This window comes from Clostridium peptidivorans (assembly GCF_900205925.1).
GTDB classification, from domain to species: domain Bacteria; phylum Bacillota; class Clostridia; order Clostridiales; family Clostridiaceae; genus Clostridium_AK; species Clostridium_AK peptidivorans.
The window spans coordinates 14,692-37,676 of the sequence record NZ_OAOD01000010.1 but is presented as its reverse complement, the minus strand read 5'-3'; the positions used below and the strand labels follow the sequence as shown (position 1 = coordinate 37,676).

The following is a 22,985-nucleotide window of genomic DNA, read 5'->3' as shown; positions in this document are numbered from 1 at the left end:
TTATTACACCTCTTTTTATCATATAGTATTAAAAATTTCTTTCAATAGCCATTTTTATTGCTTGCTTTGGTCTAAATCCAACTAAATTTTCAACTATTTTTCCACCTTTAAATACAAGTACTGTTGGTATACTTGCTATCCTATATTGATCGGAAACTATTGGATTCTCATCTACATTTATTTTTACAAATTTAGCCTTACTTTTTAACTCTTGAGATATTTCATCTATTATCGGTCCGAGCATTTTACAAGGTCCACACCAAGGTGCCCAAAAATCCACTACAGTTATATCATTTGATTTTAAAACTTCATCTTGAAAGTTCTTGTCTCTTATTTCCTTTACCATTTTTACGCCTCCCACATACCCCCAAAGGGTATTACTATAATTTTATACCACTTTTTTAGCAAAGTCAATACTATTTAATAACTATTATCAATTGTAAATTTTATTTCTTCATATTTAGTATTTCTTTTATAACGGAGTTATTATACATAGAATCCTTAAATCTGTTAGTTAATATAGAAGCATAGCTTTTTAATTTATTAATATCTACATTTTTATTTAATTGACCTTGTGAAAATTCTCCTCCTTTAATGAAGCTTTCTTTACTATTTTATTATTATTGTTGTTATTTGGTTCAATATTTTATTTCATTTTCCTTTAATTTATCACTTTTATTTTCACCAATTTTTATATTTTTTTGTTTATAAAGAAAAGCTATTTTTCTTATCCATTTGTATTACTTGATTTAAATATTGGAAGTTTCTCCTTATTATTAAACTCACAACTAAATTATATATATTATAACTAAAAAAAAGAACCTAAATTTTAGGCTCCCTTTTTAGCTATTTATCATATACTACTTTAAAATTTTTTATTAACTTTTCTTCCATGTGAGATTTTATATAATTTTCATCTTCATATACATTTAATTTTAGTTTAAGATTTATACTCCCATCATTATTTGATACTTTTTCCACATCAGTTACTTCTTTTTTATCGTCTTCAGTTTTATACACTGTGTATGTGTTGCCCGTATCTATACTAACAATGAATAAATCCCCTCCTTTAGTTATTGTTCCAAATCCATATCCTATGGTAACCAGTAAATTTCTCTCATCCAACCACTGTAATTTCTTTGGAGAATACTGAATAGATGCATCCTTGAAAGAAAGCTTATATGCTTTCTCCATAGTATTTTCTCTAAATATTATAGGGTGTACTCCCTCTTCGGTTCCTTCTAAATTTTGTCCTTCTATTTGAGCACTGAACTTTTTATCTGGTGAATCTCTCCAATTTTCGTTTGGCAATGACTTACTTTCTAAACTACTTTTTTGAAAAGCATATTTTTTTTCTAAGAAAACTGTAGGACTTATTAGTGCTGTATTTACTTTTGCTTCACTTCCTTGCTCTGGATTTTTTATCATAAAATTGCCAGTTTCAGCTTTCCTTAACATGGCATTGTTAGGTGCTTTATCTTGAGCTAACTTTTCTCCTGTAGATCCATTTATTTTATTTGATATATAAGGAGCTAATGAAATAAATCCTATTAATAATGCTGCACAAGTGCTATATATAACTTTATACCTTTTAAAATATAAAATCATCCTTTTACCTATCCTGTCTTCATACATACTTTTATCTATGCCATCCATTATAGAGGATCTAGAACTTTTAAACACTATATCCTCATTTTGAATTACACTTTTAAAGGCTTTTTCTATCTTAATTTCTTCTTCATAATAAGCTTTGCAACTTGAACAATCTTCTAAATGCTTCTCCATAGCAATTTCCATATCCATACTTAAGCTGCCTTCTATATAGTCATCTAATTTTTTTAAAAATGTGCTACAATTCATCCTCTACACCTCTTTTCCTGAACAGAAATATTTTTCTTGAACTTTTCTCTTGCATTATAATATCTTCTTTTTACTGAGGATTCACTGATTTTCATAATTTGCGCTATATCATTAAACGTAGTATTTTCTCCTGAATATCTTAATAATATTATTTGTCTATCTGTCTCTTCTAGGGAATATAAAAACTTCTCCACTTGCTCCTTCATTTCTTTAAATTCTAAAAGTTCCTGTGGAGTTTCTTCTTTAGATGCTAATTCTCTCATTTCATCTATGTTAGCTTCTACGGTCTTCTTATTTTTTCTAACATAATCTATACACTTATTTCTTGCTATTTGAAATATCCAGTTAGAAAACTTATACTCACTTTTGTAAAGATAAAGCTTATTATATACCGTTATAAATACATCTTGAGTTATATCTTCCGCAGTTTGCGTGTTTTTTATAATATTATATATAAACCTTAATATAGGTACTTCATATTTATTTACTATTATATTAAAACTATCTAAATTTCCCTTTAATACTTCTTTTACAAGTCTTAAATCCTCATCCACTTTCTTATTACTTCCTTTCCAAAAACATGTTTTCATATATTTATACGAAGGTATTTTTATTAAGTTATATTTTGTAATACTAATCTTTATATTAATTTATATAATAATTTTTTAAATCACTTTCTACTTTATCAATTCTTGGAATTCCTTGCTTTGTCTAACATTATCAAAGTCCCTTTCTGTTCTTGCTTCTTCTTTCACTACTTTGTCCATTTCAATTGCTATTTTAAGATATTTTACGGTGTTTTCCACGTCACCTTTTCTTCCATAAATACTTGCCTTCCCATAATAGCTCCATATATAATTTTCAACTTCTAAATCTTTATCATACCACTTTAACGCTTCTTCATATTTACCATATAATTCATAGGCTAATGCTTTATTAAAACGAGCATATCCGTAGTTAGGACTTATCTCTAGTGCCTTATCTATGTTTTTCATTCCTTCCTCAAAGCTCCCATTATAAGCTAATGCAATTCCCTTTATGTTATAAGACTTATAATGTTTATTATCTTTTTTGATAACTTCATTCGCCAAATTAATTGCTTCAGCATATTTATTATCAAAAAAAGCTTTATAAGCCTTATTATAAGTTTCTTCTAACTCTTTATTTTCCTTATTTTTTTCTTCCTGAACTTCTTTAATAATTCCACTTTCCTCTTTATTACTTTTCAAAATAGCTTTATTATCAGTTACTTCAGCCTTTTTTATGTTATTATTACTTATGTATATCTTATTTTTTATTTCTCCATTGAATATAAAGATTGCGCTTACAATAGAAAGCACACAAAAAAATATTACCTTATTTTTTAAGGATAGCTTATTCCACATTCTTAACACTCCTAACACAAAATTCACTTTATACAAAAACAGATATATTAATTTTAAACCAAAACTAATATTATTTAAATGGTAAAGTAAAAATCCCTAATCACTAATCGCTATATTTAACTGTTTAACAGTATTTAGCGACTAGTGATTAGGGACTATCTATTTATCTATAATTTATAATATTTTACTCTAAGTTCATAGTACTAAAGTATTCTTTTACTAGTGAAAAAAACACAGTGACTGCCAGCAAGTCTGCACTTCCACCTGGACTTATCCTTCTATTGCTAAAATCTATGTCTAAATCTTTTATTGCCTGTCTTCCTTCTGCAGTGTTCATGCCACCAACACTTACTATGTATCGTGCCTTTTCCTGTACTTCTGAAAGTATGCCCTTAGAATGTCTATGTAGTACATTAGAGTCTTCTGAATACTGCATTATTCCTAAAAGAGTATTTACCAATCTATCATTTTGAGTTAAACAACTATTTTCTTTGTAAAAATTTAATGCAAATTCAAATATTATTGGAAGTCCTCTTTCTACTTCTCCTCTTATACCTTCTGTGTTATACATAAGATAAAGCTTTTCTCCATAGGAAAGTCTTCTTTTTTTAGAAAGCTCCTCTAGAGATCCATATTTTTTTATTTCCTCTTTTAATGGATAAAGTTCCTTTTCAACTAATCCTTCGCACATATCTTTAATTATCTGAGGAATATCTTTAAATTGCCTTTTATCATAAATTGCCTTTCCTGTAGCAACACACGCTATTCCCATTAAAAATAGCATACCTTTATGCGTATTTACTCCAGATGTCTTTTCAAACATCTGCTTTTCTCCCTCTATTCCTATAGGGCGAATGTATTTTAATAGTTCTCTTGAGGCTTTAGAAGAAAAACCCTCTTCTACACATAAAGTCAAATATTTTATTAAGGCACAAGTGCTATCTATAAATGTGTAATGATCCATGTCCTTATGAGCACCCATTGATATTACAGATACAAGTCCTGGCGAAGGAGCACAAGCTACTTCATAAAGCATTGATTGTATTGCAAAACTGCTTATATCAAATGCAGCTTCATGAATGTTAAAATCCTTATTCATGTGTTTTCTCCGCTTCCTTATTTAGATATTTTATATATCTTTCCTCTATAAATTTTATTACTTCCTCTATTGAATGTTTTTGAGCTCTTACACAATTTTGTGCCATATCACTGCATATAAAACATTTTCTTGATGAATATCCTAAGTCTTTTCTGCTTATTCCATTTCCCTTTTCATCATATACATCTATATCTCCAAGTCTTCCAAGCAAATGATTTTCTTCAAGTTCTATAGTTTTTTTCTTTACCATAAAAGCATCATCATTTATCACTAGTATTAGTAATGGTCCTTCAGCCGTGAACTTAAAATTCTCATATAGGATATCATCTCTAAAAATATTTAAAACTTCTTCTCTTAATACTTTTGATATATTAGAGGTAAGATCATTATTCTTAATCTCTCCTGGATAATTTATTCTTAAGCATATAATTGGTAGTGAATACTTTTCTATAAGCTCTTCTATTAAATAAACTCTTGCTTCTCTTGCATTCAAAATATCTATAGCATTATAATCTTTCATTTTAATGTGGAGAATTGGTGTTTTTTATCTTCTCCCTTATCTCCTTTCCCTTTTCAGAGTTTAAAAATTCTAAGGTTACCTGTGGTATTAAATCCTTTATTTCCTCAAATTTATCATTTCTTATAAGTTCCCTTACTCTAGAAGCACTTATAAAACTTCCTCCTTGTTCCTTCCTCTTTATTTCATGAAGTTCTATTCCGTATCTTGGAAGTATATCTTTCAAGGTTTCGTTATAAGCACGAGTTACATTACAATATGGCTCTTCTCCTACAAATCTTTTTTTGATATTAAACTTTTCTCCAAAATATTTTCCGAATATACCTGCATCAATTTCAGAGTGAGCTCTGAGTCTTGCATCTTCCTGTCTTATAAAATATGTAGGGAATGTAGCTGAGGATATTATATATTCTCCTCCTGGGATAACTTTTACATTTTCTAAATCCTTTGTGCCTTCTTTAACTAAATTATATCTAAATTCAAATGGAAATAAGGATTTATCTTCTTCAACTATAAACACAATTACTTCCTTACATACCTTTGATGCTTCTTCAATCAAATATCTATGCCCTAAAGTAAAAGGGTTACAGTTCATTACCAATGCTCCCTTTTCAATAGAATCATTTATATTATATTTTTCTTTAATCTTGTTTAAAGATTTATTTATATCATATATTCCATATTCTAAAAACACTGCATCCTGTGCTTCATATAATACTTTAAAGCTAAGGGATTTAAATACTTCCTTTTTATCTGGCTTTGTAAATATAAAGTTATGATATATCCCTTCTTCAAAAGATTTATCTATCAATGATGTAATAAGTGTAGATGTAACATTTTCACCCCTTAAATCATCTGAAACTGCAAAACATTTAAAAATGTTTTTTGCCTTAGAACAAGTAGCTTTTATTTCTCCTTCAATTTCCATAACTAAGGTATAATCCACATCATCATCCAATTTAAGTCCAAAGCTTTCTAAAAAATTATGTACTCTTTTTCTTTCTTCTTCGTTTTTTAAATTTATATTATGTAAGTTTACGCCATACATCATTCAAATCTACTCCTATTATAGTTTTTTTATTTAACTATATATTATTATACCCTATTAAATTTAAATAAAAAATAAGGACTGCTAAATGCAGTCCTATTTTTATGTTATTCTAAAGGTTTTTTAACTACATCAATTACAGTACCATTTCTGTATTCAACTATAGCTACAATTTCATCAGTTGTTTTTATTGCTTCTGGTTTTCCTGTCATCTTTTCAGCTACTTCTTTTAATTCTTCTATAGTCATTACAGGGAGATTAGTTTCTTTTAATTTTTCTATTAAATCCTGTCTTCTTGGATTAACAGCTATTCCTCTCTCTGTTACTAAAACGTCTATACTTTCACCTGGAGTTGTAACTGTTGTAACCTTATCTTTAATAATTGGTAATCTTGCTTTTACAAGGTTTGTAACTATTATAGCAAGTTTTGAACCTGCAGCAGTATCACTGTGTCCACCGGAACCACCCATGATTACTCCATCTGATCCAGTTGTTACGTTAACGTTAAAGTTAGTATCTATTTCTGTAGCACCAAGTATCATAACATCTAAGTTATTTGCAACTGCACCCTTATTGTGTGGGTTACCATACATGGAAGCTGACATTGCCATATGTCCTGGGTTTTTAGTGTAAGATTCTATAGCTTTTAAATCAAAACACTGTACGTCAAAAATGTTTTTGAATAATCCTTCTTCAAACATTTCCACAATGTATCCAGTAACTCCACCTGCTGCAAAGCTTCCTACTACACCCTTTGATTTCATTATTTCTTTTAATTCCGCTGCAACTGCAAGAGATGTACCACCTGCACCTGTTTGGAATGATAAGCCATCTTTGATTAATCCAGACGCTTCTATAACTTCAGTTGCCATTTTTGCTATTTTTAATCCTACAGGGTCTTTAGTTATCTTTGTAGTTCCAGAAACTATTCCTGCTGGATTTCCTATAGAATCAATCTTTACAACATAATCTACATATATTTGAGTAATATCTATAGGGCATGCTGGATATGGAACTAAATTATCAGTAATAGCTACTACTTTATCAGCATATTCTGCATCTGTCACCGCATATCCTAAAGTACCACACGCAGATGGTCCTTGTACTCCATTTAAGTTACCATATGTATCAGCAGTTGGAGATGCAATAAATGCTACATCAACATGTAAGTCTCCACTTTCCATAGCTCTTGGTCTTCCACCATGAGTCATCATAACAGCTGGTTTCTTTAAATATCCCTTTGATATAGCCTGTGCTACTGGACCTGACATATAGTTTGCATATATTCCTGTTACAACTCCACTTTTCATATATTCTACAAGTGGCTCATGTATTGGGAATATAGAACTTGCAGCAATAGTTATATCTTTAATTCCTCTTTTAGCTATTGCATGCATTACCATATTTAAAACAAAGTCACCATTTCTTAAGTGATGGTGGAAGGAAATTGTCATACCATCTTTTATTTCTACTTTGTCTAAAGCTTCTTCAATGCTCGCTAATACTTTATCTTCTCCTGGAGTTACGCTTTTAACTTTAATTGATCTTTTTTCTGCTACTCCACAATTTTCAAAAGCACCTTCAAATGGCTTTATTTCACCGTAACCTTCTATATAATCTGGTAGTTCTCTACCAAGCACATTTTTCATCTTAATCCCTCGCTTTATTATTTATATTACATTTAACTTGAGATTATCTTATAAGTCCTAATCTCTTAGCTAATTCAACAGTTGTTGTTGCTCTGTTTATAACAGGTGCATCTATCATTTTTCCATCTAAGGAGAATACTCCAAGACCCTTTGCAAAAGCTTCATCTCTTGCTTCAAGAACTCTTATTGCATACTTAATTTCAACTTCAGTTGGATTAAATACTGAGTGAATAGTATCTACTTGTCTTGGGTTTATAGAAGCCTTTCCTGTAAATCCTATTGATTTAGCTTTTATTGTATCAAGTCTTAATCCTTCGTAATCATTTGTATCAGTGAATGGTGTATCTATGGCATCTATTCTTGCTGCTCTACAAGCTGCTGAGAATCTATTTCTTGCATAAGAAATTTCTTCACTTTCTTTAGTTCTCTTTATTCCAAAGTCTGAAGTTAAATCTTCTGCTCCTAAAAGTAATCCTACTAGTCTTGGAGTAGCTGTAGCAGCATCATATACAGTTTCTAATCCATAAGCAGTTTCTATAAGACCAAATAAATTAATGCTTCCTTTTTCAAAGCCTTCTTCTTCTTCTATTTTAGTAATTATTGCATCAGCTTCTATAAGCTGCTCTCTTGTTGCTTTTGGTACTAGTATAGTATCTGGCTTAACTCTTGCCATAGCTTCTAAATCTGTTGGTCCAAATTCAGTATCTAAAGGATTTATTCTAACTACTAATTCAACTTTTGAATAGTCTACTGTTTTTATAGCTCCTTTAACTAATTCTCTAGCTGCATCTTTTTCAGTTAAGCTAACAGCATCTTCTAAGTCTAGAATAACAGCATCTGCTCCTAAAATAGGGGCATTCTGAAGCATTCCAGGGTTATTACCAGGCATGAATAACATAGTTCTTCTTAATTTTTTCATAGTAACTTCACCTCAAATTCTTTTTTAAGCATATATTGTGAATTATTGTGCTCTTGCTACAGCAGTTGCAAGTCTTGCTTTTAGTGTATAATCAAGAGCTCCCTTATCTTGAATCTGTATTTTAACTCCATCAAGTTTTAACTCAGTTGCTTTTTCTAATATCACTTTCTTTATTTGTTCTCCAAATTGTTTCATAACTATACTTTCTATTTCAATTTCTACTCCTGTATTATCATTTGGCATTACCATGATAAGAGCATCATTTGATTCTAAAGTCCCAGCTTTAGCTACCTTATTTATTTTCATCATTTTTACCTTCCTTTCTAAAACCAACAGTTAAAACTGAAGACTTTTAAAATCTTCAGTTTTAACTATTAATTTGAACTACTTTAAGCTATTTAAATATGCTTGTTGTCCCATTTCATATAAGTTATTACCTTCGCTATCTATAACAACAACAACTGGTAAATCTTCTACTTCTAATCTTCTTAAAGCTTCAGCACCTAAATCTTCATAAGTAACTATTTCAGCCTTTTTAACTGATCTTCCCATTAATGCTGCTGCTCCACCGATTGCTGCAAAGTAAACACCAGTGTTTCTCTTTATAGCATCGATAACTTCTGGGGATCTTAATCCTTTACCTATCATTCCTTTTAAACCTGCGTCTAAAAGTTTTGGAGTATATGGATCCATTCTATAGCTTGTAGTTGGACCTGCTGAACCTATTGGCTGACCTGGTTTTGCAGGTGTTGGTCCAACATAATATATTATTTGATCTTTTACATCAACTGGTAATTCTTCACCTTTATCTAATAAATCTACTAATCTTTTATGTCCAGCATCTCTTGAAGTATATATAACTCCACTAAGAAGTACTGAGTCTCCTGCTTTTAAGCCTTTAACTTTTTCTGCTGTTAATGGAGTTGTAATTCTTATATCCATTTATTTTCCCCCCTAAAACTCTACACTCTTATGTCTTGTAACATGGCAGTTTATATTTACTGCTACAGGTAATCCTGCTATATGAGTTGCATAGCTTTCTATATTAACTGCAATAGCTGTTGTAAGTCCACCAAACCCTTGTGGTCCTATTCCTAATGCATTGATTTCTTCTAGTAATTCCTTTTCTAAGTTTGCATAGTAAGGCTTTGGATTTTCTTCATCTAAAGATCTCATTAATGCCTTTTTTGCCATGTTGGCAGCTTTATCAAAAGTTCCGCCTATACCTATACCTACAACGATTGGTGGACATGGGTTTGGACCTGCATCTTTAACTACTTTTAATACGAAATCCTTTACTCCCTTTAATCCATCAGCAGGTTTTAACATTTTTAATTGGCTCATGTTTTCAGAACCAAATCCCTTAGGAGCAACAGTTATTTTTAGCTTATCTCCAGGTACTATATCATAATATATTATAGCTGGTGTGTTATCTTTTGTATTAACTCTTTCGATTGGATCATTTACAACAGATTTTCTTAAATATCCTTCTTCATATCCTTGTCTTACACCTTCATTTATGGCATCTTCAAGATTTCCACCTGTAATATGTACATCTTGACCCATTTCTACAAATATGCAAGCCATTCCTGTATCCTGACAAGCTGGTCTATCTTCATTTTTAGCTATATCAATATTTGTTAATATTTTTTCAAGTATACCTTTTGCCATTCCCCATTGTTCTTTTTCATGGTATTCTTCCATTTTTTTCTTAACGTCCTCTGGAAGATAGTAGTTAGCATCTATACATAACTGTCTTATATTTTTTGTAATTTCAGAAACATGTACTTCTTTCATATCGCAATTATTTACCAGCCAAGTAAACTATTATATTACTTGCTAGATAAATACCTCCCTTCAAAATATTATAAATTAATCCTTTATAGTCGAAAAGGCAGTTTACATTAAACCGCCTTTCCTATCTTTAAGTTTTTATAGTTTTATTGAATTATTTTCTTCTTCCAGCAAGAGCTAAAACTCTGTTCATTTCGTTTTTAACGATCATCATTCCTTCGTCAACGCCCATACCTGGTTTAGCAAGAACCTGCTTAGCTCCACAAGCTATACCTATGTTAGTAGTAACTTCTGCGGATCTGTTAGTTTCGTTACAAGTTCCTCCACAGTATGCTCCCATACCGTTTGCTTTACAGTACATTATAGCATCAGCTATATTGTTAACTCCACCAAGGTCTGGAGTTTTGATCTGAACCATGTGTCCAGCTTTGTTATCAGTGAAGAATTTAACGTCTTGAACTGTGTTGCACCATTCATCAGCAACTAATTCTACGGATAATCCTCTTCCGTCTAATTCTGCTCTTAAGTCTCTCATAGCTTCCATCTGTTTTTGTCTATCTTCAACGTCCATTGGTCCTTCGATTCTTAAGTGGAATGGATTAGCAGCTTCTGCTAAAGTTTGGATGTAATCAGCCATAGCTTTTATGTTAACATCAAATGCAGCACCGATTGTTCCATATACGTCAATGTGGAATATTGGAGCGTAATCTTCTCTAACTCTTAATTTTATTATTCTGTCTCTTAACCATTTAACGTACTCAAGAAGTTTTTCTCCTTTAGCACCTAATTTGTCTTCAACGTGATTTATTAAAGCATGTGGTAATACATCTGCTTCTTTTATTATCATTTTATCAACGTTGTCATATCTATCATCACCAGATTGAGCAAATACTGCAACTGGTAGTAATTCTGCACCTGGGTTATATTCATTTCTTATAACTTCAGCCATAGTTAATTTTTGTGTTTTAGCTACTGCATCAAGTATAGCTTGAGATATACCATATCTTATAGCAGTATGTAATCTATTGCCATTAACAGTCATTTTATCAAACTCTTCAGCCATTGCTTTAAAGCTTGTTATTTCTCTTCCAATTAATTTTGGAGCTATTTCTTTTTCTATAACAGGTATGAAATCTTGAGCTAAGAATAATGGATCTCTTCCACCTGCTCCTGAATACTGAACAGCAGCACAATCTCCGTGTGAAACTTGACCATCTTCAAGAATAAACATAACAGAAATTGATTCACCTTTTTGTCTTACTTGAGTAAATCCTTCTGTTACAGTGTCTCCAGTGTAAGTAAAGCCATCATGTCCTGCTCCCTTTTTTATTGCTCTCTGGTCGTCAAAATAGAAACCAGTTAAACCTGGGGTACAGATTACATCAACAATTTTCATAATTATTCACCTGTCCTTTTTATTTTTTATTATTTATATTTTATGCATTTTAATCCACATTCGCTGTTGATAGTTATACCATCAACAGCTAATGTGGTAATTAAACAATATTAATAATATATTAGAAGAGATTAATTACATTAATTAAGGTCTTCCTATAAGTCTTCCCTTACCAACTGCAAATATATCGTCGATAACCATCTGGAAGCTTACATCTCTACCTTCAACTTTAGCTCTTTCTTGAAGTCTTTCTCTGTTGAAGTTCTTTATTTCCTCAGTAAATGGAACGTTACCAAATTCTAAGTATCTTACACATCCTAAGTTATCTCTAACTGGCATCATCTTACCTGCATTGTATTTGCTTGGTCCGAATGGAATATCCATTACTCCAGTTTCAAATGCTTTAACAGTACCAACTGCTAAATCACCATTACCAAGTTCAAACATTTTGTCAAGTATGCACTTAGTTTCAGCTTTGATTAGATTCATTTCTGCTTCTAATTCTTTGGACATTGGCATTCTCTGTCCTTCTAACATGTTTAATGCCATCTTTGTAGCTTTGATACCTGAAGCATTTGCTTCTTTAGTTGGGATACCAATAGCTTCGTGTGGAGTCTTAACTATTATCTTAGTTGCTCCTGCTAGTGCAGCTATTGTTGTAGCTGTAACTATAACACCAAATGCTTTGGATTCATCTTGTGGGAATCCACCCATCCACTGATGGAATACTGTAGTTATAAATACATCATTGTATCCATAAGCTTTTAAGTATTCATTTGTCTGCTCTTCTAAGCATCTTAAAGCAGCTATATCTTGGATCATGTTTCCACATTCACCATATCCAACAGTTATGTTCTTAACTCCCTGCTCAGCAGCAAGTAAAGCTTCTGTAATTCCTACTGCATTGGACATTGATGGTGGAACTAAAGTTCCTGTTAATGGTCCAAATGGTTCTCTGTTTATGTGAACTCCTTGTTCTTCATAGAAACCAACAAGTCTGTCACAGTACTGCCAATCTAATAAAGTTTTTTCTATTGAAACAGATTTAGCATATGGTATATTGTAGGAAATACCGCCACCTTCATTAGAAGTATATCCACCTGCATGAGTTATTTCAGCGAGTAATCTTCCATCTGGTGTACCGTGTCTAGCCTGTAATGGTATATTTACTGCATCTAGAACTTTTCTACAACCTTGAACTCCATGGTTAACAGCTGGGAATCCATTAAGTAATGATCTTCCTGCTTTTAAGCTTTCCTGTATACCAATTTCACACTCTTCATATCTATTCTGTCTAGTGTAAGCATCTATTGTGGATGGTAAGAAGTCTGCTCCACCTTCATTTTGTAAGTGCTGTAATAAAGCTATGTGCTCATCAAGTAATGCAACACCTGCTCTTGGCTGAGCCATTGTCATTCCAGCTTCTTTTGCTCTAACTAATTTGTCAGCAAAGTTCTTTTCTGTTGGTACTTTCTTCAAGTAATCAACAGCCTCTTGTAAATCTACGTCTTTACCAGTTGGCCACTGTTTTAAAACTTCTTCTCTTTCACTAAAAAACTGTTCATCAGTCCATCTTTTATTTCTTAGTTCCACGAAAATTCCCTCCTATCAAACTTTAACTAAATATTTTTTCATTATTCTAATTGCTATATCAGGTTCTTTTTCTGCAAGTAATCCCATTGCAGAAAGTATATATGTCTTATCTAAATAGAAATCAGGATTTTCAGGTTTTAAGTGCGTTGGATCAGCCATATCAAATGCTCCTGCTTTTAATATACCTGCTGCATTTTTACTATGAACTAATACTCCTCCGGTACCTATCATGTATTTAGTTCTTAAAAGGTCTTTGCCTATTTGACTATATACAACACCCATAGGAGTATACATGCTTTCAATATATCCAACATGTCTTTCCATAGCTAAATCAGTGGCAACTTTTCCCATGGCCTCATCAAACTTTATTTCTTCTTCAGTTTGAGGAACCATTGTTATGTTAGCTGATCTATGCCTACAAGAAGCCTCTATATCTACGCTGTCATCGCAGAGATACTTTTGAACCTTACGAGTACCTGCTGCCTCCCAAAGAGAAACTGCGGAATATCTCATACCTAGGTCTCCCTCTACTGTTCTTTTTGCAAAAGGTTCCTGTAAACCTCTTAATGTTACCCCTGGCTTAGTTGGTTCGCCATCGCTGATAGAATGAATATCTGTGGTTGCTCCACCAATATCTACTACCACGATGTCTCCTAAGCCATCTTCCTTATCAGTTCCTTCAGCTAGTACTCTAGCTGCTTTTAAAACTGCTGCAGGAGTTGGCATTAATATCCCATTTATGAAGCCTTCAGCATTTTTCATGCCTTTTGCTTCTACTATTCTTTTCATAAATATCTGTCTTATTTCTTCTCTTGCAGGTTCTACATTTAATGTATTAAGCTTAGGCATTACATTTTCAGTGATTCTATATAATATACCTGCTTTATCAAATATTTCAGCCACTTCATCGGTAGCTACTTTGTTTCCTGCTACAACCACTGGAAGTTTAATACCATGTTCTGCAATCATTTTGGCATTATGGATCATACACTCTTTGTTACCACCGTCAGTACCACCTGCTAAAAGTATTATGTCTAAATTAGAATTCTTTATCTCTTCCACTTCTCTGGAAGTCAAATCATAACTATATACATTTAATACTCTTGCTCCTGCACCCAAAGCTGCCCTTTTAGCTGCCTCAGCTGTAAGTTCTGGTACGAGACCTATGGCAATCATCTTTAAGCCCCCAGCTGCTGAAGAACATGCAAGCTTTTCGATAAAGTTTACTTCCTTGCCCTCTAATTGAGACATAAGATTATCATAAGCTTTATTAAAGCCAATCATTATATCACTTTCTACAGTTGTTATATCTTTAGCTGTAGCTAGTATTTCTTCATTTTCTATATCAATAGCGGTTAACTTAGTATATGTACTACCAAAATCCAATAATAAATAAGCATTCACCTTCATCAACTCCCAAATCAATCGTAAAGCTATATAAATAACTTACTTAACTAATTATTTAATTCCTAATGCTTCCTTTAAATCAGCTATGCTAGTTTCTGGTGATGTTCCTGGTGGATAAACTCTGTCAAATCCCATGTCTAAGAATCTTTGCTCAACATCTGGCCAGTTCTGCTTTCCAACAACTATGTTTCCACCAACGAATAAAGTTATTCCTTTAAGTCCTGCTTCATCACATTTCTGTCTTAATCCTTTACAGTCAATTTCTCCCTGTCCATAAAGAGAGGAAACTAATATAGCATCTGCCTTAGTTTCTATTGCTGCATTTATAAAATCTTCCTGTGGTGATAAAACTCCTATGTTAATAACATTGAAGCCTGCTGCTGTAAATGAATGATCTAATATTTTGTTTCCTACAGCATGGCAGTCTGAACCAATAACTCCAAGAACTATTGTCTTTTTCTCCATTTTCAAAACCTCCTAGAAAATTCTTATATATAAAATTATATATTGTAAACTTATTAATAATTTATCTAAGATATCTAATTTCAAGTATCTTAGACTTCAATGCCTTTACAGTGCCTTCATCTAAGCTATATAAAAAATTGATTACTTGTTTGTCACCCTTTGTAAGATCTTTAACATCGTTATATCTACCTGGAGATGCAATTACCACATCTACTTCAGATATAATCTTACTTAACTGATCTTTTTCAAAAGAGTTTGTATATTCCACACATATATTTCCTAAACCAGCACCCTCTAAAGCTCTTCTTACTTTAAACTTAAATTCTTCTGAAATACATACAAAAGCAAATTTAGTTCCTATAGGAAACCTTGCAATCGTTACAATGGTTTCTAAATTTGGGGCAATTGCTACTCCAAAAACTTTTTTATTATAAGCCTTTGTAAGTCTTATAACTTCATTAACATGATTAAAAGTTGTAATCACCATTTGTGACTTTTCTAGCAACTTTTCTGTTTGCTCCTGCATAGATTTTAAATCGTTTACTGTAACGGGTACAAAATGTATGGATGTTCTCTCACTTAACTGTTTAGCAAATATTTTAGCCTGCTCTATATTGCATTCTACATAAATACCGCTTATTTCAGTCATAAGCCTTTTTTTATCCTCTAACCTTTGATTAACCAATTCTAAAAATTCTTCTGCGTCTATCCCTGTTTCTATTGCTTCTTCAAAAGCTAAATCGATAAACTTACCTATTTTTTCTATTACATCCTCATGTTTCCACAGCTTGACCTCTTCTTCAACAAAAGTTCCTTTTCCTTGATAGGACTTTAAAACTCCTTCTTGTTCGAGTTCTCTGTAAGCCATACTGACAGTATTTCTACTTACTTGCAAGTCTTCAGATAATTGTCTTTCTGTGGGCATTTTATATCCTACTTTGAGAGTACCATCTTTTATTAAGTTCATTATTTGCTTTTTAACTTGTATATATAAAGGTACTTTATCCCCTTTATTTATCGTGATTTCTATGATAATCACTCCCAAAGGTAATTTGACTAATGGACTAATCCATTAACCAAATTAATAATAACATAACCTATATCTAACATCAATATGTTTTTTGAAAAACATTAAATTTTTTTAAGTTTTTGTCTATTTATATACAATATAATCAGATTACTTATTTTTATTAAAATTTGCATTGTAATTTAACCAAAAACCTTATAATTTTACATTAATTTCATATAACTACATTTCTATATTTATATCTATTACTTGCATTTTTTTGCAACTACGATATTAATTGTTATACGATATTAATATTAAACTTATACGTCTGAAATATAAGCTACTTCTCAAAGTAAGATTGTATTGATGATGCAATTATTTTAGCTATCTTTTCTTGATATATGTCAGTTTTAAGCTTAGATTCTTCTACTTCATTTGACAAAAATCCACATTCAATTAACACCGCAGGTATTTCTCCAACACCTCTTAATACTCTATATTCATCCTTAGCTGGTTTTTCTATTCTGTTATTGGTATTATCTAAATAAGCCTTAAAATTACCTTGTATAATGTTAGCTAGCTTGCTACTAGATTCATTGCTTGCATACCAAACTTGTGCTCCATAATACTTTCTCTGAGGAAACATATTTAAATGTATACTCACAAAAATATCACAGTTACTTTCTACTATCATTTTAGATCTATTGCTAAGATCTTCTCTCTTTTTTTCCCTTACTGTACCACCTTCACTATACAATCCTTTATCTTCTTCTCTAGTCATTATTACTTTAAATCCTTGCTTTTCTAGTTCATTTTTTAATTTAATACCTATATTTAGATTTATATGTTTTTCTATAGTTCCTGTAGGGGATACAGCACCTCCATCCATTCCTCCATGTCCTGGATCTAAGAGAATTATCTTTGAAGGCTTTTCATTTGCTATTTCCTTTCTTGCCAATACATTGGGTATAAACTTCCATATAGTTATTGTTAATAGTATTACAGAAAAAAAACAAATTTTTTTATATTGTCTTAACAATACTTTTATCCCTCCTTTCTAATCCTGTAATAGTTTTTACATTATATATTTTTTTATTATAAAAAATTTTATGTAATTATTTCTAAAAATAAAAAAAGAGAGGGGTTTCCTCTCTTTCGTAAAATATTATCTCTTTGAGAACTGTGGAGCTCTTCTTGCCTTTTTAAGACCGTATTTCTTTCTTTCCTTCATTCTTGGATCTCTTGTTAAGAATCCTTCTGCCTTTAATGCAGGCTTTAAGTTTTCATCAGCTTTTAATAAAGCTCTTGATATACCGTGTCTTATAGCTCCTGCTTGACCTGTAAATCCACCACCATGAACGTTAACAAGAACATCAAATTTTTCCTTAGTTCCTGTTAATACTAATGGTTGATTAACTATAACTATTAATGTTTCTAATCCGAAATAATTTTCTATATCTCTTTTATTAACTATTACTTTTCCTTCACCTGGTACTAATCTTACTCTTGCAACAGATTTCTTTCTTCTACCAGTTCCGTTATACTGAACCTTTGCCATTTTAACTCCTCCTTCTATAAGCTCCACCAATTAGTATTTTAACTCAAGTACTTCTGGATTCTGAGCTTCATGATTGTGTTCTGAACCTCTGTATACTTTTAATTTCTTAAGCATCTGTCTTCCAAGTACTCCCTTTGGAAGCATTCTTCTAACTGCTTCTTCAAATACAAATTCAGGTTTCTTAGCTAAAGCTTCTCTGTATGGAGTTTCTTTTAATCCACCTGGATATAGAGAATGGTGTCTTAACATTTTCTGATCTAATTTCTTTCCTGTTAAAACTACCTTTTCTGAATTAATTATTATAACGAAATCTCCTGTATCTACATGTGGTGTAAATACTGGCTTATTTTTACCTCTTAATATTGAAGCAACTTGGCTAGCAACTCTACCTAATGGTTTGCCAGCAGCATCAACTATATACCATTTTCTTTCAACTTGTTCTGGTTTTGCAACGTATGATTTCATCCTTTTCCCTCCTTGAACTAATAAACACTCAACTATATGCGTTCTATATAAAGACCCGGGGCTAGTGGATCTCTTATACTATTATGTTAAGATACAAACATTATATATTATAATACAATGTACCTGGTGTGTCAATTAATTTTATACTATTAATAAAATACTTCGTCTAGACATAATCCTGCAGCAGGTAGTGACCTGCCTGCCTTTTTTCTATCTCTAGACTCTAATATGATTTTCATATCTTCTGGTTCTCTTTTATTAAGTCCTACATCTAACAGAGTTCCACTTATGATTCTAACCATATTATATAAAAAACCATCTCCTGCAACTCTAATTTCAATTACTTCATCATTTTTTATAACGTTTAGTTCTGTAATTGTTCTTACAGTAGATTGAACACTGCTCCCTAAATTTCTAAAGGATGCAAAATCATGTTTTCCAATAAGATATCTTGCAGCTTCATTCATTTTATCTATATCTAATCTATCTTTGACATGATATGTAAAATCCCTCTTAATAGGAGATGGCCATGTTCTGTTTAATATACTATATACATATCGCTTTCCTTTACAGCTAAATCGCGCATGAAAATCCGAAGGAACTTCCTCAGATTCTAATATTATGATTTCAGGTGGAAGTATTCTATTAATTGCATAACTAAATTTTTCACTTGGTATTTTGCTACCAGTAGCAAAATTACATATAAATTTTTTAGCATGTACTCCTGAATCTGTACGACTACATCCTATGACCCCTACTTCTTCTTGAGTAACCTTAGCTATGCATTCTTCTATTGTACCTTGTATAGTTCTAGCATTAGGTTGTCTTTGCCAACCATAAAAACTAGTTCCATTATATTCAATAGTCAGTTTTATATTTTTAATCATATCCAAAATCTACTTCCAATAGATGTAGTTACTAATAATATAATAACTATAGAAGCTACCACATCTCTTTGAGAAAACTTCAATTGCTTCATTCTAGTTCTACCTTCTCCACCTCTATAGCATCGGGCTTCCATTGCCATAGCTAGCTCATCTGCTCTTCTAAAAGAGCTTATAAATAATGGTACCAAAAGAGGAATAAGACTTTTTGCTCTTTGGATAATATTCCCAGACTCAAAATCTGCTCCTCTTGCCATCTGCGCCTTCATTATCTTATCCGTTTCATCCATTAAAGTAGGAATAAATCTTAAGGCTATGGTCATCATCATTGCTAACTCATGTGCTGGCAACCCTATTTTTTTGAAAGGATTCAATAATTTTTCTATCCCATCTGTAAGCTCTATTGGTGAAGTAGTAAGAGTAAGAAGTGAAGTTCCTATGATTAAAAATATCAATCTTATAACCATAAATGCTGCTAATTTTAACCCTTGCTCATATATAGTTATAAAGTGCCATTTAAAAATAATCCTTCCTCCACTAGTCATAAATATGTTTAATAAAGCAGTAATGAGTATTAATATAAATATAGGTTTTAATCCTTTATATATGTATTTAAAGGGAACTTTTGACACTATTACTGCCGCTCCAGTAAATAAAACTATAAAAACATACCCTTTAAAATTATTAATTATAAATAAATCAATTATATATATTAAAGATATCAGGATTTTTGTTCTCGGATCTAATTTATGAACAAAAGAATCACCTGGAATATATTGTCCTAAAGTAATATCTTTAATCATAGCTATTCTCCTAACAATAAAGTTTAGTTTTTCTTTAAAGCCCTTAGAATCTCTTCTTTAGCTTGTTCTACGGTAAATACATCTTCAGATATGTCAAAGCCTTTTTCTCTCAATCTTTGTACTAAGTAAGTTACCTGTGGAACTCCTAGCCCTACACTTTCTAAAGTATTTATCTCTTTAAATATTTTAGAAGGTGCCCCATTTAAGATACATTTCCCTTTGTCCATCACAAGTATTCTAGTAGCCAACTTTGCTACATCCTCCATACTATGTGAAACTAATATAATAGTCATATTATATTCATTGTGGAGTTCCTTTATATTTCCTAATATATCATCTCTACCTTTTGGGTCAAGACCTGCAGTAGGTTCATCTAATATGAGAACTTTAGGTTCCATAGCTACAACCCCTGCTATTGCAACTCTTCTCTTTTGCCCTCCACTTAATTCAAATGGAGACTTATCCTTGTAGGTTTCATAATCTAATCCTACTATATTCATTGCTCTTTTGACCCTTTTTCCTACTTCTTCATCATTTAACCCTAAGTTTTTAGGGCCAAATGCTATGTCCTTTTCTATAGTTTCTTCAAATAATTGATACTCCGGATATTGAAATACTAATCCAACTTTTTTTCTTATGTCAGATAGCTTAACACCCTTAGCAGTAATATTCACATCATCTACAATTATATTCCCTGAACTAGGCTTAAGTAGTCCATTAATATGCTGTATAAGAGTTGATTTTCCAGAACCCGTATGCCCTATAAGGGCTATAAATTCTCCATTATTTATTTCTATAGAAACATTATCTAAGGCCATCTTTTCAAAGGGGGTCCCCTTCATATATATATGAGTCAAGTTTTCTATTTTAATTGGCATAGCACATTCACCATCTCATCAATAGTTAGTATATCTGAATTAATATGTATTCCGTTTTTTTGAAGTTCATAAGCTAATTCCGTCACTTGAGGTACATCAAGGCCTGTTTCTTTCATAGTTTGTACTTTACTAAAAATCTCCCTAGGTGATCCTTCTTCAATTACCTTTCCTGAATCCATAACAATTATTCTATCAGCTTCTACCGCTTCTTCCATATAGTGAGTAATCAGTATAATAGTAATACCATAATTTTTATTTAGCTCTTTTATAGTCTTTACTACTTCTCTTCTTCCTGATGGATCTAACATAGCTGTAGGCTCATCAAAAATAATACATTCTGGCCTCATAGCCAGTACTCCTGCAATGGCTATTCGTTGCTTCTGTCCACCAGATAATAAATGAGGTGCATGTTTTCTATATTCATACATGTTTACTCTTCTCAAAGAGTCGTCTACCCTATTACGTATTTCAGTAGGATCTACCCCTAAATTTTCAGGTCCAAAGGCAACATCTTCTTCTACTATGGTAGCTACTATTTGATTATCAGGATTTTGAAATACCATCCCTGCTGCATTTCGTATACACCATATATCTTCTGCTACTGATGTATCTAACTCATTTACATATACTTTGCCTTCTGTAGGAATTAAAAGTGCATTTAAATGTTTTGCCAAAGTGGACTTTCCAGAACCATTTCTGCCTAAAACTACTACAAATTCACCCTTAGTTATTTCTAAGCTTACATGATTCACAGCAACCTTAACTTTTTCCTCACCATGTTCCTCGTACTTATACACTACGTCCCTACACTCAATCATTTTTGTTTTCATTTAAACACCTCGTAGTGATTAACAATATATTAAAACGGGGACTAAGCTATTTCCTTAATCCCCTAAGCTGTTATACTAATTCTAGTATAACAATTTCAGCTCCATCGCCTCTTCTTGGACCTACTTTATACATTCTAGTGTATCCACCGTTTCTTTCAGCATATTTAGGAGCTATATTTTCAAATAAGTTTGTAACTACTTCTTCTTCTGTTATAAATGCAAGCGCCTGTCTTCTTGCATGAAGATCTCCTCTTTTTCCTAGAGTGATCATTTTTTCAGCTAAGTTTTTCGCTTCTTTTGCTCTAGTTTCTGTAGTTTCTATCTTTCCAGTTTTTAAGAAGCTAGTAACTAGATTTCTAAGCATAGCTCTTCTTTGGTCAGTTGGACGACCTAATTTACGATATCCTGCCATCTCTATACCTCCTTACCTTTCACGCAAATTCTATATGTGAATTATTCCTCACTTTGTTTCAAACCTAAGCCTAAAGCTTCAAGCTTTTGTTCTACTTCTTCTAAGGATTTCTTACCTAAGTTTCTAACTTTCATCATATCATCCATGGTTTTTTCTGTTAATTCTTGAACTGTATTAATTCCTGCTCTCTTTAAACAATTATAACTTCTAACAGATAAATCTAATTCTTCAATAGTCATTTCTAAAACTTTTTCTTTTTTATCTTCTTCTTTTTCTACCATTATTTCTACATTGTTTGCATGATCTGTTAAAGTCATAAATAACTTAAAGTGCTCTATTAATATTTTAGATGATAAGCCCACAGCTTCATCTGGCATAATTGTTCCATTAGTCCATAATTCAAGTGTTAACTTATCATAATCAGTTATCTGACCTACTCTTGTATTTTCTACTGTAAAGTTAACCCTCTTTATAGGAGTATAAATTGAATCTACAGGAATGGTTCCTATAGGCATACCCTCTGCCTTATTCTTGCTTTGAGTGACATATCCTCTACCTCTATTTACTATTAACTCGATGTAAAGTCTTGCTTCATCATCAAGGGTAGCTATATGTAAATCTTTATTGATTATTTCTATATCACCATCTGCTTTTATATCTCCTGCTGTAACTTCGCCTGGTCCTTGTGTATCTATATATATAGTTCTAGGCCCATCACCATTCATTTTTAAAGCTAACATCTTTATGTTTAGTATTAACTCAGCTACATCCTCTTTTACTCCCTTAACAGTAGAAAACTCATGAAGGACATTTTCAATTTTTATATGGTTAACAGCTGCTCCAGGTAATGAAGAAAGTAATATTCTTCTTAAAGCATTTCCTAGTGTTGTTCCATAGCCTCTTTCTAGAGGTTCTATAACAAACTTGCCATAAGAACCATCTTCAGCCATTTCCACACATTCTATTTTAGGCTTCTCTATTTCTAACATTTAGAACCCTCCTTTTTATTTATAT

General features: G+C 31.9%; 26 protein-coding genes. All 26 read right to left on the bottom strand.

The genetic code is table 11. The features are described 5' to 3' along the window. Positions 1-28: 28 nt before the first annotated feature. On the bottom strand, positions 29-346 hold the full coding sequence (gene trxA / locus CRN98_RS09825) for a thioredoxin (protein ID WP_097027243.1): 318 nt from the start codon (positions 344-346) through the stop codon (positions 29-31). Between the two features lie 500 nt (positions 347-846). Next, positions 847-1,860, bottom strand: coding sequence for a DUF4652 domain-containing protein (locus tag CRN98_RS09820; protein WP_097027319.1), 1,014 nt, complete (start codon positions 1,858-1,860; stop codon positions 847-849). After that, on the bottom strand, positions 1,857-2,450 hold the full coding sequence (locus tag CRN98_RS09815) for an RNA polymerase sigma factor (RefSeq protein ID WP_097027242.1): 594 nt from the start codon (positions 2,448-2,450) through the stop codon (positions 1,857-1,859). The genes CRN98_RS09820 and CRN98_RS09815 overlap by 4 nt, the downstream gene beginning before the upstream one ends. An 87-nt stretch (positions 2,451-2,537) precedes the next feature. Further along, positions 2,538-3,245, bottom strand: coding sequence for a tetratricopeptide repeat protein (locus tag CRN98_RS09810; protein WP_097027241.1), 708 nt, complete (start codon positions 3,243-3,245; stop codon positions 2,538-2,540). Between the two features lie 184 nt (positions 3,246-3,429). Next, entirely contained in the window at positions 3,430-4,344 is a 915-nt protein-coding gene (citG, locus tag CRN98_RS09805) for a triphosphoribosyl-dephospho-CoA synthase CitG (RefSeq protein ID WP_097027240.1), read from the bottom strand. After that, positions 4,337-4,864, bottom strand: coding sequence for a citrate lyase holo-[acyl-carrier protein] synthase (gene citX / locus CRN98_RS09800; RefSeq protein ID WP_097027239.1), 528 nt, complete (start codon positions 4,862-4,864; stop codon positions 4,337-4,339). Before citX ends, citG begins: the two co-directional genes overlap by 8 nt. Before the next feature lies 1 nt (position 4,865). After that, entirely contained in the window at positions 4,866-5,909 is a 1,044-nt protein-coding gene (gene citC / locus CRN98_RS09795) for a [citrate (pro-3S)-lyase] ligase (RefSeq protein ID WP_097027318.1), read from the bottom strand. A 107-nt stretch (positions 5,910-6,016) separates the two neighbouring features. Further along, on the bottom strand, positions 6,017-7,558 hold the full coding sequence (gene citF / locus CRN98_RS09790) for a citrate lyase subunit alpha (RefSeq protein WP_097027238.1): 1,542 nt from the start codon (positions 7,556-7,558) through the stop codon (positions 6,017-6,019). A gap of 43 nt (positions 7,559-7,601) precedes the next feature. After that, on the bottom strand, positions 7,602-8,477 hold the full coding sequence (locus tag CRN98_RS09785; RefSeq protein WP_097027237.1) for an HpcH/HpaI aldolase/citrate lyase family protein: 876 nt from the start codon (positions 8,475-8,477) through the stop codon (positions 7,602-7,604). A 42-nt stretch (positions 8,478-8,519) separates the two neighbouring features. Then, positions 8,520-8,783 carry a citrate lyase acyl carrier protein gene (gene citD / locus CRN98_RS09780; RefSeq protein WP_097027317.1) on the bottom strand — a complete coding sequence of 88 codons (264 nt, stop codon included), beginning with the start codon at positions 8,781-8,783 and terminating at the stop codon, positions 8,520-8,522. A 78-nt stretch (positions 8,784-8,861) separates the two neighbouring features. Next, positions 8,862-9,419, bottom strand: a complete 558-nt coding sequence (locus tag CRN98_RS09775) for a Fe-S-containing hydro-lyase (RefSeq protein ID WP_097027236.1) — start codon at positions 9,417-9,419, stop codon at positions 8,862-8,864. Positions 9,420-9,431: 12 nt separating this feature from the next. Then, a complete protein-coding gene (locus tag CRN98_RS09770; RefSeq protein ID WP_097027235.1) occupies positions 9,432-10,274 on the bottom strand; it encodes a fumarate hydratase in 843 nt (280 codons plus the stop codon). Positions 10,275-10,425: 151 nt separating this feature from the next. Then, the gene (locus CRN98_RS09765; RefSeq protein WP_097027234.1) at positions 10,426-11,667 is read right to left on the bottom strand and encodes a methylaspartate ammonia-lyase; all 1,242 of its coding nucleotides are present in this window, start codon (positions 11,665-11,667) and stop codon (positions 10,426-10,428) included. 144 nt (positions 11,668-11,811) lie between these two features. Next, the gene (locus CRN98_RS09760; RefSeq protein WP_097027233.1) at positions 11,812-13,260 is read right to left on the bottom strand and encodes a methylaspartate mutase subunit E; all 1,449 of its coding nucleotides are present in this window, start codon (positions 13,258-13,260) and stop codon (positions 11,812-11,814) included. 15 nt (positions 13,261-13,275) lie between these two features. Next, on the bottom strand, positions 13,276-14,664 hold the full coding sequence (gene glmL, locus CRN98_RS09755) for a methylaspartate mutase accessory protein GlmL (RefSeq protein WP_097027232.1): 1,389 nt from the start codon (positions 14,662-14,664) through the stop codon (positions 13,276-13,278). Between the two features lie 54 nt (positions 14,665-14,718). Continuing rightward, positions 14,719-15,132, bottom strand: coding sequence for a methylaspartate mutase subunit S (gene mamA / locus CRN98_RS09750; RefSeq protein ID WP_035306523.1), 414 nt, complete (start codon positions 15,130-15,132; stop codon positions 14,719-14,721). Between the two features lie 61 nt (positions 15,133-15,193). Continuing rightward, positions 15,194-16,171 (bottom strand): GntR family transcriptional regulator, encoded by a 978-nt coding sequence (locus CRN98_RS09745; RefSeq protein WP_097027231.1) that lies wholly within the window; start codon positions 16,169-16,171, stop codon positions 15,194-15,196. A gap of 310 nt (positions 16,172-16,481) precedes the next feature. After that, on the bottom strand, positions 16,482-17,180 hold the full coding sequence (cwlD, locus tag CRN98_RS09740) for an N-acetylmuramoyl-L-alanine amidase CwlD (protein ID WP_423237098.1): 699 nt from the start codon (positions 17,178-17,180) through the stop codon (positions 16,482-16,484). Positions 17,181-17,306: 126 nt separating this feature from the next. Next, on the bottom strand, positions 17,307-17,699 hold the full coding sequence (gene rpsI, locus CRN98_RS09735) for a 30S ribosomal protein S9 (protein WP_097027229.1): 393 nt from the start codon (positions 17,697-17,699) through the stop codon (positions 17,307-17,309). Between the two features lie 30 nt (positions 17,700-17,729). Then, on the bottom strand, positions 17,730-18,164 hold the full coding sequence (gene rplM, locus CRN98_RS09730) for a 50S ribosomal protein L13 (RefSeq protein ID WP_097027228.1): 435 nt from the start codon (positions 18,162-18,164) through the stop codon (positions 17,730-17,732). Between the two features lie 149 nt (positions 18,165-18,313). Further along, a complete protein-coding gene (gene truA, locus CRN98_RS09725; RefSeq protein WP_097027316.1) occupies positions 18,314-19,048 on the bottom strand; it encodes a tRNA pseudouridine(38-40) synthase TruA in 735 nt (244 codons plus the stop codon). After that, the gene (locus CRN98_RS09720) at positions 19,048-19,851 is read right to left on the bottom strand and encodes an energy-coupling factor transporter transmembrane component T family protein (RefSeq protein ID WP_097027227.1); all 804 of its coding nucleotides are present in this window, start codon (positions 19,849-19,851) and stop codon (positions 19,048-19,050) included. The genes truA and CRN98_RS09720 overlap by 1 nt, the downstream gene beginning before the upstream one ends. Positions 19,852-19,874: 23 nt before the next feature. After that, positions 19,875-20,729, bottom strand: a complete 855-nt coding sequence (locus CRN98_RS09715) for an energy-coupling factor transporter ATPase (RefSeq protein WP_097027226.1) — start codon at positions 20,727-20,729, stop codon at positions 19,875-19,877. Then, positions 20,714-21,559 (bottom strand): energy-coupling factor transporter ATPase, encoded by an 846-nt coding sequence (locus tag CRN98_RS09710; RefSeq protein ID WP_097027225.1) that lies wholly within the window; start codon positions 21,557-21,559, stop codon positions 20,714-20,716. Before CRN98_RS09710 ends, CRN98_RS09715 begins: the two co-directional genes overlap by 16 nt. Positions 21,560-21,629: 70 nt before the next feature. Further along, positions 21,630-21,971, bottom strand: coding sequence for a 50S ribosomal protein L17 (gene rplQ, locus CRN98_RS09705; RefSeq protein ID WP_035306503.1), 342 nt, complete (start codon positions 21,969-21,971; stop codon positions 21,630-21,632). A gap of 41 nt (positions 21,972-22,012) precedes the next feature. Beyond that, a complete protein-coding gene (locus CRN98_RS09700) occupies positions 22,013-22,960 on the bottom strand; it encodes a DNA-directed RNA polymerase subunit alpha (protein ID WP_097027224.1) in 948 nt (315 codons plus the stop codon). Positions 22,961-22,985 lie beyond the last annotated feature (25 nt).

Coding starts and splice junctions, on each gene's coding strand:
- trxA (WP_097027243.1), bottom strand. CDS start 346: ATGGTAAAGGAAATAAGAGACAAGAACTTTCAAGATGAAGTTTTAAAA.
- CRN98_RS09820 (WP_097027319.1), bottom strand. CDS start 1,860: ATGAATTGTAGCACATTTTTAAAAAAATTAGATGACTATATAGAAGGC.
- CRN98_RS09815 (WP_097027242.1), bottom strand. CDS start 2,450: ATGAAAACATGTTTTTGGAAAGGAAGTAATAAGAAAGTGGATGAGGAT.
- CRN98_RS09810 (WP_097027241.1), bottom strand. CDS start 3,245: ATGTGGAATAAGCTATCCTTAAAAAATAAGGTAATATTTTTTTGTGTG.
- citG (WP_097027240.1), bottom strand. CDS start 4,344: ATGAATAAGGATTTTAACATTCATGAAGCTGCATTTGATATAAGCAGT.
- citX (WP_097027239.1), bottom strand. CDS start 4,864: ATGAAAGATTATAATGCTATAGATATTTTGAATGCAAGAGAAGCAAGA.
- citC (WP_097027318.1), bottom strand. CDS start 5,909: ATGTATGGCGTAAACTTACATAATATAAATTTAAAAAACGAAGAAGAA.
- citF (WP_097027238.1), bottom strand. CDS start 7,558: ATGAAAAATGTGCTTGGTAGAGAACTACCAGATTATATAGAAGGTTAC.
- CRN98_RS09785 (WP_097027237.1), bottom strand. CDS start 8,477: ATGAAAAAATTAAGAAGAACTATGTTATTCATGCCTGGTAATAACCCT.
- citD (WP_097027317.1), bottom strand. CDS start 8,783: ATGAAAATAAATAAGGTAGCTAAAGCTGGGACTTTAGAATCAAATGAT.
- CRN98_RS09775 (WP_097027236.1), bottom strand. CDS start 9,419: ATGGATATAAGAATTACAACTCCATTAACAGCAGAAAAAGTTAAAGGC.
- CRN98_RS09770 (WP_097027235.1), bottom strand. CDS start 10,274: ATGAAAGAAGTACATGTTTCTGAAATTACAAAAAATATAAGACAGTTA.
- CRN98_RS09765 (WP_097027234.1), bottom strand. CDS start 11,667: ATGAAAATTGTTGATGTAATCTGTACCCCAGGTTTAACTGGTTTCTAT.
- mamA (WP_035306523.1), bottom strand. CDS start 15,132: ATGGAGAAAAAGACAATAGTTCTTGGAGTTATTGGTTCAGACTGCCAT.
- rpsI (WP_097027229.1), bottom strand. CDS start 17,699: ATGGCAAAGGTTCAGTATAACGGAACTGGTAGAAGAAAGAAATCTGTT.
- rplM (WP_097027228.1), bottom strand. CDS start 18,164: ATGAAATCATACGTTGCAAAACCAGAACAAGTTGAAAGAAAATGGTAT.
- CRN98_RS09720 (WP_097027227.1), bottom strand. CDS start 19,851: ATGATTAAAGATATTACTTTAGGACAATATATTCCAGGTGATTCTTTT.
- CRN98_RS09715 (WP_097027226.1), bottom strand. CDS start 20,729: ATGCCAATTAAAATAGAAAACTTGACTCATATATATATGAAGGGGACC.
- CRN98_RS09710 (WP_097027225.1), bottom strand. CDS start 21,559: ATGAAAACAAAAATGATTGAGTGTAGGGACGTAGTGTATAAGTACGAG.
- rplQ (WP_035306503.1), bottom strand. CDS start 21,971: ATGGCAGGATATCGTAAATTAGGTCGTCCAACTGACCAAAGAAGAGCT.
- CRN98_RS09700 (WP_097027224.1), bottom strand. CDS start 22,960: ATGTTAGAAATAGAGAAGCCTAAAATAGAATGTGTGGAAATGGCTGAA.